The 12,459-nt window shown below is 61.2% G+C and carries 9 protein-coding genes and 3 tRNA genes; 11 read left to right on the top strand and 1 reads right to left on the bottom strand.

The genetic code is table 11. The annotated features are described in order from the left end of the window. The 8 genes from QOC89_RS09840 to QOC89_RS09805 all read left to right on the top strand — a co-directional run. Positions 1 to 882, top strand: an 882-nt coding sequence (locus tag QOC89_RS09840) for an aspartate kinase (protein WP_323044834.1), incomplete at its 5' end; no start/stop codon positions are given. Between the two features lie 231 nt (positions 883 to 1,113). Further along, positions 1,114 to 1,207, top strand: a tRNA-Ser gene (locus QOC89_RS09835). 365 nt (positions 1,208 to 1,572) lie between these two features. Continuing rightward, positions 1,573 to 1,920, top strand: a complete 348-nt coding sequence (locus tag QOC89_RS09830; RefSeq protein ID WP_323044833.1) for a hypothetical protein — start codon at positions 1,573 to 1,575, stop codon at positions 1,918 to 1,920. Between the two features lie 289 nt (positions 1,921 to 2,209). Continuing rightward, positions 2,210 to 4,195: an extracellular solute-binding protein gene (locus QOC89_RS09825; RefSeq protein WP_323044832.1), complete on the top strand. Its 1,986-nt coding sequence runs from the start codon at positions 2,210 to 2,212 to the stop codon at positions 4,193 to 4,195. Positions 4,196 to 4,238: 43 nt separating this feature from the next. Next, on the top strand, positions 4,239 to 5,276 hold the full coding sequence (locus QOC89_RS09820) for a microcin C ABC transporter permease YejB (RefSeq protein WP_323044831.1): 1,038 nt from the start codon (positions 4,239 to 4,241) through the stop codon (positions 5,274 to 5,276). Next, positions 5,276 to 6,382, top strand: coding sequence for an ABC transporter permease (locus tag QOC89_RS09815; RefSeq protein WP_323044830.1), 1,107 nt, complete (start codon positions 5,276 to 5,278; stop codon positions 6,380 to 6,382). Before QOC89_RS09820 ends, QOC89_RS09815 begins: the two co-directional genes overlap by 1 nt. Before the next feature lie 32 nt (positions 6,383 to 6,414). After that, entirely contained in the window at positions 6,415 to 8,013 is a 1,599-nt protein-coding gene (locus QOC89_RS09810) for a dipeptide ABC transporter ATP-binding protein (RefSeq protein ID WP_323044829.1), read from the top strand. A 137-nt stretch (positions 8,014 to 8,150) separates the two neighbouring features. Then, complete coding sequence (locus tag QOC89_RS09805; protein WP_323044828.1) at positions 8,151 to 8,816, top strand: C40 family peptidase; 666 nt, start codon at positions 8,151 to 8,153, stop codon at positions 8,814 to 8,816. 203 nt (positions 8,817 to 9,019) lie between these two features. Here the strand turns inward: QOC89_RS09805 and QOC89_RS09800 are convergent, their stop codons facing one another. After that, a complete protein-coding gene (locus tag QOC89_RS09800) occupies positions 9,020 to 9,970 on the bottom strand; it encodes a patatin-like phospholipase family protein (protein ID WP_323044827.1) in 951 nt (316 codons plus the stop codon). Positions 9,971 to 10,460: 490 nt separating this feature from the next. Here QOC89_RS09800 and gltX point away from each other — a divergent pair, with 490 nt between their 5' ends. From gltX to QOC89_RS09785, 3 genes are all read left to right on the top strand, one after another. Beyond that, positions 10,461 to 11,870, top strand: coding sequence for a glutamate--tRNA ligase (gene gltX, locus QOC89_RS09795; protein WP_323044826.1), 1,410 nt, complete (start codon positions 10,461 to 10,463; stop codon positions 11,868 to 11,870). A 121-nt stretch (positions 11,871 to 11,991) separates the two neighbouring features. Further along, positions 11,992 to 12,067: transfer RNA gene (locus tag QOC89_RS09790), tRNA-Ala, on the top strand. Positions 12,068 to 12,232: 165 nt separating this feature from the next. Further along, a tRNA-Glu gene (locus QOC89_RS09785) sits at positions 12,233 to 12,308 on the top strand. Positions 12,309 to 12,459: the final 151 nt, after the last annotated feature.

Here is a 12,459-nt window from a genome sequence, read left to right as displayed (position 1 = left end):
GATCTCGAAGCGGGCAAGGTGGTGGTGATCACGGGCTTCCAGGGTATCGATCCTGACGGCCACATCACCACGCTCGGCCGCGGCGGTTCGGATACATCCGCTGTCGCAGTCGCTGCCGCGTTGAAAGCCGACGAGTGCCTGATTTACACGGACGTCGACGGCGTCTACACGACCGACCCGCGCGTGGTGGAAGAAGCGCGCCGCCTCGATCGCGTGACGTTCGAAGAAATGCTGGAAATGGCAAGCCTGGGTTCCAAGGTGCTGCAGATCCGCTCGGTGGAATTCGCCGGCAAATATCAGGTCAAGACGCGTGTGCTGTCGAGCCTGACCGATCCGCTCATCCCGCTCGACACTGAAATGAAGTCGGGCACCCTGATTACTTTTGAAGAAGACGAGACCATGGAAAAAGCAGTCATCTCGGGCATCGCGTTCCAGCGCGATGAAGCTCGCATCGCCGTGATGGGTGTGCCCGACAAGCCGGGCATCGCGTATCAGATTCTCGGCCCGGTGGCGGACGCGAATATCGACGTCGACATGATCATCCAGAACCAGAGCGTCGACGGTAAAACGGCGTTCACGTTCACGGTTGGCCGCGGCGACTATCAGCGCGCCATGGACATCCTCACCGGCCAGGTGAAGGGTCACGTGCAGGCTGAGCAGGTGCTGGGCGATCCGAAGGTGTCGAAGGTGTCGGTGGTCGGCGTCGGGATGCGCTCGCACGTGGGTATCGCGAGTACGATGTTCCGCACGCTGTCGGAAGAGGGCATCAACATCCAGATGATCTCGACCTCCGAAATCAAGATTTCGGTGCTGATCGACGAGAAGTACATGGAGCTCGCGGTGCGCGCGCTGCATAAGGCCTTCGAACTGGATCAGGCGTAATTTGCCGCGCGGGGTTGGGGCGTACAGGAGCGCCTCGCCTTTTAATGCCCGGTCGTGGCATGAGCGCATGAGCGGCAAATCGGCGCGGCTTATGTGACGCGGCGATGTGAATAATTGCGTCGTAGAGGACGAAACTGGCACAAAAAATGTGCGGTAGACATTGACCTTCCCGGTTTGGCCCGCTATTATCTTGGCTTCGTTGCGCTGACTCCCTGCGCAACCGAAAGTTTGGGAGACGTGGCCGAGAGGTCGAAGGCACTCCCCTGCTAAGGGAGCATCTGGGCCAAAACCTGGATCGAGGGTTCGAATCCCTCCGTCTCCGCCAGCAATGGCGGCAAACCCCGCAGAGTCTAGGCTCTGCGGGGTTTTGTTTTTCCAAGGGCGCATTCTCGCTCGGTGGGGAGCGAATACGAATAAACGCCGGTGCTGCAAATTAAAACTTTCCACATGCTTCGGATACCCAATTAAATCGGCGGAGCGTACTTCCTGTCGCCTGGCGTAACGGCTGGATAGTCTTCTTCGTTACAGCCTGGCTGGTTTTTCACCGAAATATTCGTGCGTGTAACCAGACGTAACGCAGAGGGCCGCAATGCGATCTTATGCATCAGTTATTACAAAGTTGAAATACGCGGATGATTGCCTTGCGCTATATTTCGGCCAACAACACACATTCTTCAAAAGGGTGAATCGATGAAGTCCGCACGTCTTGTTCCATTTCTGATCGGGGTTCTCGGGTTGGCTGCTTCCGGTGCTGCAATGGCCGGCGGGCTTAGCGTCGGGGTCAACATCGGCATTCCCGCGCCGGTCTATGTCGCGCCGGCGCCCGTCTACGCACCGCCGCCGCCTCCGCCGCCTCCGGTCGTCTATCAGCCGGCTCCCGTGTACTACGGTGGCCCGGCGATCGTGATCGGCTGGCACGGTGACCGTTACTGGGACGGCCGCCGCTACTGGGCGCGTGACGACTGGTATCGTCATCATCCCCCGGGCCGCTACGATTACGGCCGTAACCACTACGACAACCATCGCGGCTGGCACTAGGTCATCAGATAGCTGTCTTTGTAGCGTCGAAAAAACCGCCCTCAAAGGGCGGTTTTTTATTGCGCTCGCGAACCGGCGGAGGAAACCATCTCCCAATGTGACCTGCGCATCACGCACGGACGTCGTGGCGTTGCACCTGCAGCGAAGTCCATCGCATCGGCAGCCGATTCGCGGGAGCGAGGCGGTAGATTGATGCGGATGAGATGCGGGGATGAGATGCGCGGATGGCGCGGCTTTATTGGGTAGAATTCTCTCACATTGCAATTGCCCACTGACCAACAAGGCCCCTATGACAACTGGCTCGCGATGGGTTCAAACGCCTCGTGCACCTGGGTGCGGCGTGCTTCACAGGCTATCGCGTGTCGGTGTACGGGTTGTACCGCGTGTATGGCAGGTCGTGCTGCGTTCGTGGCGCGAGGCGTGCGTGGCAGCGTTGTGCGGCGTGTCGGCTCTCGCCGGTTTGCTGGCCGCGCCCGAGGCCCATGCGGTCTATGCCATCGCGCAATACGGCGAGCCGAAATATCCGGCCGACTTCAAGCATTTCGACTACGTCAATCCCGATGCGCCGAAGGGCGGCACGCTGGTGATGGCCAATCCGAGCCGGCTCACCAGCTTCGATAAATTCAATCCGTTCACGTTGCGCGGCAATACCGCACCGGGCGTGGATCTGCTGTTCGAAAGCCTGACCACCGGCAGTAGCGACGAAGTGGCCTCGGCCTACGGCCTGCTTGCCGACGACATCAACATCGCTCCCGACGGCCTGTCGACCACCTTCCACATCAATCCGCGCGCGCGCTTTTCGAATGGCGATCCGGTCACCGCCGACGACGTCAAATTTTCGCTCGACACGCTGAAAAGCCCGCAAGCCGCGCCGCAATTCGCATCGATCTTCGGCGAGATCACGCGCGCGGTGGTGGTCGATCCGCATACGATCCGCTTCGAGTTCCATCAGCGCAGTCGCGAATTGCCGCTGCTGGCGGGCGGTATGCCGGTGTTTTCGCGCAAGTGGGGAATGAAGCCGGACGGCAGCCGGATTCCGTTCGACCAATTGGCTTTCGAGAAGCCGATCGCGAGCGGCCCCTATCTGATCGATCAGTACGACAACGGCCGCACGATGACGTATCGGCGCGATCCGAATTACTGGGGCGCCGCGCTGCCGGTGCGGGTCGGCATGAACAATTTCGACCGGATCGTCTACAAGCTGTATTCGGATAGCACAGCACGTCTCGAGGCGTTCAAGGCCGGCGAGTACGACGCACTGGTCGAGTACGTCGCGCGCAATTGGGTGCGGCGCGACGTCGGCAAGAAGTTCGATAGCGGCGAGCTGATCAAGCGCGAGTTTGCGCAACATAACGGCACCGGCATGCAAGGCTTCGTGCTCAATATGCGGCGGCCCTTGTTTCAGGATGTGCGGGTGCGCAAGGCGCTCGATCTCGCGCTCGATTTCCAGTGGCTAAACCGCCAGTTGTTCTTCAATCAGTACACGCGTCTCGACAGCTTCTTCGCCAACACGGATTTGCAGGCGAAGGGCCTGCCATCGCCGGGCGAATTGGCGCTGCTCGAGCCGTGGCGCGCCCAGCTTGATCCGGCGGTGTTCGGTTTGGCGCCCAAGCAGCCGGACACCGATCCGCCCGGCTCGCTGCGCGCCAATCTGTTGCAGGCGCGCGCGTTGTTGCAGCAGGCGGGCTGGACCTATCGCGACGGCGCATTGCGTAACGCCAAAGGCGAGCCGTTCCAGTTCGAGATTCTCGACGATTCCGGTTCGTCCGCTCAGTTCGAGCCGATCGTCGCGACTTTCATCCGCAATCTGCAGAAGCTCGGCATCACCGCGACGTTTCGTGTCTCCGATTTCGCCGTCTATCAGAAGCGGCTCGACGCATTCGATTTCGACACCACCACGATTCGTATGGCGGACGTGCAGGTGCCCGGTTCGGAGCAGATCGACCGGTTCGGCAGCAAGGCTGCGGACACGCCCGGCTCCGACAACGTGATCGGCGTGAAGTCGCCAGCCGTCGACGCAATCCTGAGCGCGCTCGTGCATGCGCAGACGCGTGAGCAACTGATCGACGCCACGCATGCGCTCGACCGTGTGCTGATGCATGGCTACTATGTGATTCCGCAGTGGTACAGCGCTTCGCATCGGGTGGCGTTCAAACGCGGGCTCGCGTGGCCAAAGACGCTGCCTCTGTACTATGGCGCGGAAGGCTGGATCACGTCGATGTGGTGGTATGCACAGCCGCAACAGCCACAGCAGCCGCAAGCACAGCCGCACTGAAAAGCGTCCATTCATTCACCGCCTTCGCACCGGAAACGTCGCCATGTGGAGCTATATCCTCAAACGCTTGCTGCTGATGATCCCGACCTTGCTCGGCGTGCTGACGCTGACCTTTGTCGTGATCCAGTTCGTCCCGGGCGGCCCGGTCGAACAGATGCAGCACGAGCTGCGCAAAGGGGCGGAAAACGGCGCGCCGTTCGGTCTGCGCGCGCACACCGGTGTCGACGCGCAGCAGATCGCGCAACTGAAAGCGCTCTATGGCTTCGACAAACCGCCGCTCGAACGCTACGTCCTGATGCTCAAACGCTTCTCGACGTTCGATCTCGGGCAGAGCTATTTCCGCCATCAAAGCGTGTGGTCGCTGATCGTTTCGAAGTTGCCGGTGTCGATCAGTATCGGCTTATGGACGTTCTTTCTGACCTACCTGATATCGGTGCCATTGGGCATCGCCAAAGCGGTGCGCAACGGGTCGCGCTTCGACATCGCAACGAGCCTCGTGGTGCTGATCGGCTACGCGATTCCAGGCTTCGTGCTGGGCGTGCTGCTGCTCGTGCTGTTCGGCGGCGGCAGCTTCCTGCAACTATTCCCGCTGCGCAACCTCACCTCGGACAACTGGGCGCAGTTGAGTCCCGGCGGCAAGATCGTCGACTACCTGTGGCATATCACGTTGCCGATCACGGCCTCGGTGGTGGGCAGTTTCGCGGTCGTCACGATGCTGACGAAAAACGCTTTTCTCGACGAGATCCGCAAGCAATATGTGCTGACTGCACGCGCCAAAGGTTTGTCCGAGAAGCGCGTGCTGTGGAAGCACGTGTTTCGCAACGCGTTGCTGCCGTTGATCGTTGGTTTTCCGGCGGCGTTCATCGGTGCGTTCTTCACCGGCAGCCTGCTTATCGAGACGCTGTTTTCGCTCGACGGACTCGGGCTGCTGTCGTACGAATCGGTGGTGCGGCGCGACTATCCGGTCGTGCTCGGCACGCTGTATCTGTTCACGCTGATCGGACTCGCGACCAAGCTGATTTCCGATCTTTGCTATGTGTGGGTCGATCCCCGCATCCAATTCGAACAACTGGAGCGCTGATGAATCGAGCCCGTCTTTCCGCCGATGCCGCGGCGCGCACCGAACCGGCTCGCGCGTTCGTCTCGCCAACGCCCGCGCGGCGCGTCTGGCGGCGTTTTCGTCAGCAGCGCCTCGGCTATTGGAGTCTGATTATCTTCGTTGTCGCGTTCGCGGCGAGCCTCGCGGGGCCGCTGTGGTCGAACGACAAGCCGCTGGTCGTGCGTTATGAAGGGCAGTTGTATTTTCCGATGTTCAAGACCTATGCGGAGACGACGTTCGGCGGTGACTTCCCGACCCCCGCCGATTATCTTGACCCGTATATCAAACATCGTTTCGACGCGCCGGGTAACTTCGCGGTGTATCCGCCGAATCGCTATTACTACGACACGCTGAATTACTTCTCGAAGGCGCCGAATCCGGCGCCCCCGTCGCGCGATAACTGGTTCGGCACCGACGACCGCGGTCGCGATCTGTTCGCACGTCTTCTGTATGGCTTTCGCGTGTCGGTGGAATTCGCGCTCGTGCTGACCTTGATCGGCACCGTACTCGGGATTGCCGCCGGCGCCGTGCAGGGTTACTTCGGAGGGCGCACGGATATCATCGGACAGCGGCTGATCGAGATCTGGAGCGCGATGCCGGAGCTTTACCTGTTGATCATTTTCTCGTCGATCTTCGAGCCGGGGTTCATTCTGCTGATCGTGCTGCTCTCGCTATTCGGCTGGATCGGCTTGTCGGATTACGTGCGCGCGGAGTTTCTGCGCAACCGCCATCAGGACTATGTGCGGGCGGCACGCGCGATGGGGCTCTCGAACTGGCAGATAATGTGGCGGCACGTCTTGCCCAACAGTTTGACGCCGGTGATCACGTTTCTGCCGTTTCGCATGAGCGGCGCGATTCTCGCGCTCACCAGCCTCGACTTTCTCGGCCTCGGCGTGCCGTCGCCGACGCCGAGCCTGGGCGAACTGCTGGCGCAAGGCAAGGCGAATCTCGACGCGTGGTGGATCTCGTTGTCCACCTTCGGCGTGCTGGTGGCGATGCTGTTGCTGCTGACCTTCATGGGCGACGCATTGCGCAATGCGCTCGATACCCGCATCTCCGATGCGATGCGTGCCGGGGGCAACCAGTGAGCGCCGCAGTGGAGAGCAACGCAAAACAGGCCATGACGCCGCCGCTTCTGGAACTCGACCATTTGCATGTCACTTTCGGCGACACCGTCGCGGTGAACGACGTGACGCTCGCGATCCAGCGCGGCGAGCGGATCGCGCTGGTCGGCGAATCGGGTTCGGGCAAGAGCGTGACGGCGCTGTCGATTCTGCGTCTGTTGAGCGACGCGCAGGTCAGCGGGTCGATCCATTTCGACGGCCAGGATCTGCTCGCCAAAAGCGAGCGCGAGATGCGTGGCATGCGCGGCTCGGACATCGCGATGATCTTCCAGGAGCCGATGACGGCACTCAATCCGCTTTATACGGTCGGTGACCAGATTGCGGAGACGATCGTCGTACACGACGGTGTCACGGCGCAGGAGGCGCGTAAGCGCGCCGTGGCATTGCTGGGGCGCACGGGCATCGCCGAGCCCGGCAAGCGTGTGAACAGCTACCCGCATCAACTCTCGGGCGGCCAACGGCAGCGGGCGATGATCGCCATGGCGCTGGCGTGCCGTCCACGCCTGTTGCTGGCCGACGAGCCGACCACTGCGCTCGACGTGACGATCCGCGCGCAGATCGTCGACCTGCTGCTGGAGCTGCAACGCGACGAAGCCGAGAAACGCGGCATGGCCGTGCTGTTGATCACGCACGACCTGAATCTGGTGCGGCACTTTGCGCAGCGTATCGCAGTGATGGAGAAGGGCGTGCTCGTGGAAAGCGGCCCGGTCGAGCAGGTGTTCGAGTCGCCGCAACATCCGTACACCCAACGCCTGCTGGCGAGCCGTCCGCAGCGCACGGTGGTGCCGGTGCTGCCGATCTCGCCGGTGCTGCTCGAAGCGCGCGATGTCTCGGTCGATTTCAAAACGAAACTGCCGGGCGTGAGCGGCTGGTTTCGTTCGGGGCGCTTCCGCGCGGTTGCCGATGCGAACGTGTCGGTGCGCCAGGGCGAGACGCTGGGCATCGTCGGCGAATCGGGTTCGGGCAAATCGACGCTCGCGATGGCCCTGCTCGGTTTGCAACGCACCGCGCACGGCGAGATCGAGTTTCAGGGGAGGGCGCTCGGCAGCTATCGCGGCGTCGAACAGACCGCCTTACGTTCCAACATGCAAGTCGTGTTTCAGGATCCGTTCAGTTCACTTTCGCCACGTCAGACGATCGAGCGGATCGTCGGCGAGGGGCTCGCGCTGCATCGGCCGCAAATGAACGAGGCGGCGCGGCGCGACAAGGTGGTGTCGGTGCTGCGCGAAGTCGGTCTGGACCGCACGGTGTTGTACCGCTATCCGCATGAGTTCTCGGGCGGCCAGCGTCAGCGGATTGCGATTGCGCGCGCGCTGGTGCTCGAGCCGCGGATTCTGATTCTCGATGAACCGACCAGTGCGCTCGACGTATCGATCCAGCAGCAGGTGCTGAAACTGCTCGCCGGATTGCAGCAGAAGTACAACCTGGGCTTCGTTTTCATCAGTCACGATCTGGCCGTGATCGGGGCGATGGCTCACCGGGTGGCGGTGATGCAAAACGGTTCGATCGTTGAAAGCGGAGACGTTGAGCAGATTTTTGCGACACCGGCGCACCCTTACACGCGAAAGCTGCTGAAAGCGGCGCTGGATCATTGATTTCGCCCTCTTTCACCAATTGGGTGCGTGTCTCGATTGTATTTTTCTATTTGTTTTGACACGTGAATACTTACTGGCTAGTATCGACCAAACTTTTTTCCGTAGACCACTGATTTTTAGGCAAAAAATACCGACCAATGCAGCACAGAAACCTGACCCAGGCTTGCACGCGCGTCGTCGCCGGGATGTTCATTGGCGTCTTGATGGCAGCAGCTCCCGGCGCTTTCGCCGACGAAGTAAGCAGTTTTAATCAGAATGCCTCATATTCGACCCCTAACGGGTCGAATTCCTTGTCCCCCCTCAATTCGCAATCGGCCGCTCCCAGCAGCGACGGCGGCGCCAAATCGTTCCTTTCCGGCATGGCCGGTAAAGCGGGCGACGTGGTGGTCGGCGCGTTGAACATGATCGGCGTGCGCTACCGCTGGGGCGGCAATACGCCCGATTCGGGCCTCGATTGCAGCGGCTTCGTTCGCTACGTGTTCCAGGACACGCTCGGGATGGCGCTGCCGCGCCGCGCCGAGGAAATGAGCCGCGTCGGCGAAAAGGTTCGCGTGAGCGACCTGAAGCCGGGCGATCTGGTGTTTTTCAATACCATGCGCCGCACCTTCTCGCACGTTGGCATTTACATCGGCGACAACAAGTTCGTGCATTCGCCTTCCACGGGCAGCACGATCCGCGTCGACGACCTGGATAGCGGCTATTGGGAAAAGCGTTTCACGGGGGCACGCCGGATCGAGACGTCCTATCAGGACGGTGAAGATCTGCGCAAGCGCGTGAATGCTACGATCGGTGGCAACCAGTAACTGATTCGGCGCGCACCGTTGGTTTCGGTGCGACAAAAAAGCCTGCTTCGTTCGAAGCAGGCTTTTTGCGTTTGGGCGCTTGCCGAAGATGTGCTGGCGAATCTTTTGTGCTGTGTCCCAGTCTGTATCCGCCTTACGCACTCCGTGCTGCAGTAGCTGAAGAAGCGCGCGGGGCCGTGTAATCGACGCTGGAGCCGGGCGGGTTACGCCGCGGCACGGCTCGTGGCCAGCTTGCGTTGCAGCTCGGGCATTAGCTTCGCCACGGCTTCCTCGCCGGCCAGGATCGCTGCATTGCGCTGTGAGAAGTCGCTGCCGCTCATGGCAGCCAGATTCGGCCGGATCACGACGTCGGCGTACTTATCGAGTTCGTAGGCTTTGATCGTCTGGCCCATGATCGTGAACGTCTGCATCAGCACATCGAACGAACTGGCGGTGAGGCCGGTTTCCGGTCGCTGCGAGATGTCCACGGCAATCACGAAATCCGCACCCATCCTGCGTGCGAACGACGCGGGCACGGGACTCACCAGACCGCCATCCACATATTCGTGGCCACCGATCTTCACCGGCTCGAAAATCGACGGCACGCTGCAAGATGCACGCACCGCAATGCCCGTGTTGCCGCGCTGGAACAGGATCGGCTGGCCGGTTTTCAGGTCGGTGGCGACTACGCCGAGCGGCTTGACCATTTTCTCGATCGGGCGGTTGTTGAGCGTTGTATTCAGGTAGTTCTGCAACGCGATGCCTTGCAGAAAGCCGCGCGTGCGAAACGGCATGGCCCAATCGCTGATCGACGCTTCGTCCATGGTCAGGGCGAGCTTGTTGAGCGCAAAACCGTTCATCCCCGATGCGTACAGCGCGCCGACCACAGAACCCGCGCTCGTGCCGGCCACCAGGTCGACCTGGATGTTGCGCGCCTCGAGGGCCTTGATCACGCCGATGTGCGCGAAGCCACGCGCGGCGCCGCCGCCTAGCGCGAGGCCGACGCGGATCGGGCGTTGCGGTTTGTCGAGCGGCGGCGTGTTGGTGGTGGGGGTGGCAGCGACCGGCGTGCTATCGGTTTTGCCGCCGCCGGTCGCGGTGCAGGCCGCCAGCATCGCGGAGGCGGCCGCCAATGAGAAGTTGCGACGGGCGAGGCGGGGGGATGACGGTTTCAACGGGTTCTCCAGCGACAACAGGGGCGACGTAATCGGGGCAAGCGGTGCAGTCAGTGCATTCGGTGCAATCAGCTGCAAGTGGTGCAAGTGGTGCAAGCAGAGCAAGCGGCCGCAGCCTTCTGCCGCGATCAGGCGGATAGTCAAACCGCGACGACCGCCGGCGGCGATTCCATGCGCTGTGGTTCTATCCCTACCCGCAGCGCGCGCACATCATAAATCAAAGCGCCGCGCGCGCGTCGGCGCGGTAATGAAACGTTGCAGAGGAAGCCCTCAGGCGCCCTGGCGCAAGCTTCTCTCGCATCCAGCGGGCTTGCCATTGGCCGTTCGGACGAGGGCAGGCAAGACGGGTTCGGAAGGTATAATTCGGCTCTCGCATTTATTTCCCTCGTGTTCGTGCAAGGCGCCTGGCGCTGCACGGGCGCGCTCCGCTGCCGCGCTTCACTGGCGATGTCAGCCACGGCGCCGGCGCCTGTCTTCCGAGTAACCGCTAATGACCACCTCCGTCCGCACCCGTTTCGCACCGAGTCCCACCGGCTTCATCCACCTCGGCAACATTCGCTCCGCGCTTTATCCGTGGGCGTTCGCGCGCAAGATGAAAGGGACCTTCGTGCTGCGGGTCGAGGACACTGACGTCGAGCGCTCCACGTCTGAATCCGTCGACGCCATTCTCGAAGGCATGGCGTGGCTCGATCTCGATTTCGACGAAGGCCCGTTCTACCAGATGCAGCGCATGGACCGTTACCGCGAAGTGCTCAAGCAGATGCAGGGCGCGGGGCTCGTGTACCCGTGCTACATGTCGACAGAAGAACTGGACGCACTGCGCGAACGTCAGCGCGAGGCCGGCGAGAAGCCGCGCTATGACGGCACGTGGCGCCCGGAACCCGGCAAGGTCTTGCCGGAGCCGCCGGCAGGCGTGCAGCCGGTTCTGCGCTTCCGCAATCCGCTCACGGGTGTGGTCGCATGGGACGACGCCGTGAAGGGCCGCATTGAAATTTCAAACGAAGAACTCGATGACCTCGTGATCGCGCGCCCGGACGGCACGCCCACCTACAACTTCTGCGTGGTGGTCGACGATCTGGACATGCGCATCACCCACGTGATTCGCGGCGACGATCACGTGAACAACACGCCGCGCCAGATCAACATCCTGCGCGCGCTTGGCGGTGAGCCGCCGGTTTACGCGCACCTGCCAACCGTGTTGAACGAGCAGGGCGAGAAGATGAGCAAGCGTCACGGCGCGATGAGCGTGATGGGTTATCGCGACGCCGGCTATCTGCCGGAAGCGGTGGTCAACTATCTGGCGCGTCTGGGCTGGTCGCATGGCGACGCGGAAATCTTCACCCGTGAGCAGTTCGTCGAATGGTTCGATCTGGAGCATCTGGGCAAGTCGCCGGCGCAGTACGACCACGACAAATTGAACTGGCTGAACGCCCACTACATCAAGGAAGCGGACAACGCGCGCCTCGCGGAGCTGGCAAAGCCGTTCTTCGCCGAGCTGGGTATCGACGAAGCCACGATCGCGCAAGGCGCTGATCTCGTGTCGGTGGTGGGCCTGCTGAAGGATCGCGCATCGACGGTGAAGGAAATTGCCGGGAATGCGGCGATGTTCTATCAAGTGCCGGCGCCTGAAGCCGAGGCGCTCGCGCAACATGTCACTGACATCGTGCGCCCGGCGCTTGCCGATCTGGCCACAGCGCTCAAGACCGTGGAGTGGACCAAGGAAGCGATCGCCGCAGCGCTGAAGGCAACGCTCGGCGCGCACAAGCTGAAGATGCCGCAACTGGCCATGCCGGTTCGTTTGCTGGTGGCAGGCACCACGCATACGCCGTCGATTGACAGCGTGCTGATGCTGTTCGGCCGCGAGGTCGTGGTGAGCCGTATCGAAAAAGCGTTGGCCTGAGCGCATTCGCGGCTGCATTGAGCGGGTTTGCATGCGACTTGCGAAAAAAGTCGCATGCAATTGCTCAAAGGGTATTTACAAAGCGCAAATTGGCCTCTAGAATCTCGTTTCTGTTCTGCAAGGGGGTATAGCTCAGCTGGGAGAGCGCTTGCATGGCATGCAAGAGGTCAGCGGTTCGATCCCGCTTACCTCCACCATCAGAGCAGAGTGAAGTCGTTCCGAAGTCTGGAGCTTGTAGCAAAAAAGGCTTCACAAATAGCAGTGGCGTAGTTAAAATAGCGGTCTTCGCAGTTGACGAAACGAAATAACGAGCAAGTTATCGTAAATCGGCAGCGAGTTAGAGACAGATCTGAAAAGATTATGTCCCCTTCGTCTAGAGGCCTAGGACATCACCCTTTCACGGTGAGTACAGGGGTTCGAATCCCCTAGGGGACGCCAAACATCAGCGTCGCTTTAGTGTTCGGGTTATCGCCCGGTTCGCAGTAAAGCAGCGCAGCTTGCAGAGAAATAACCGACGCTCGCAAGCGAGGGTGTAAAGACTGGAGTGGTAGTTCAGTTGGTTAGAATACCGGCCTGTCACGCCGGGGGT

Source organism: Paraburkholderia sp. (genome assembly GCF_034668105.1).
Taxonomy (GTDB): domain Bacteria; phylum Pseudomonadota; class Gammaproteobacteria; order Burkholderiales; family Burkholderiaceae; genus Paraburkholderia.
This window is presented reverse-complemented; position numbering and strand designations above follow the sequence as displayed.

Bases quoted from the DNA above. Each gene is read 5' to 3' on its own strand.
- QOC89_RS09820 (WP_323044831.1), top strand. From the start codon at position 4,239: ATGTGGAGCTATATCCTCAAACGCTTGCTGCTGATGATCCCGACCTTG.
- QOC89_RS09805 (WP_323044828.1), top strand. From the start codon at position 8,151: ATGCAGCACAGAAACCTGACCCAGGCTTGCACGCGCGTCGTCGCCGGG.
- QOC89_RS09815 (WP_323044830.1), top strand. From the start codon at position 5,276: ATGAATCGAGCCCGTCTTTCCGCCGATGCCGCGGCGCGCACCGAACCG.
- gltX (WP_323044826.1), top strand. From the start codon at position 10,461: ATGACCACCTCCGTCCGCACCCGTTTCGCACCGAGTCCCACCGGCTTC.
- QOC89_RS09830 (WP_323044833.1), top strand. From the start codon at position 1,573: ATGAAGTCCGCACGTCTTGTTCCATTTCTGATCGGGGTTCTCGGGTTG.
- QOC89_RS09825 (WP_323044832.1), top strand. From the start codon at position 2,210: ATGACAACTGGCTCGCGATGGGTTCAAACGCCTCGTGCACCTGGGTGC.
- QOC89_RS09810 (WP_323044829.1), top strand. From the start codon at position 6,415: ATGACGCCGCCGCTTCTGGAACTCGACCATTTGCATGTCACTTTCGGC.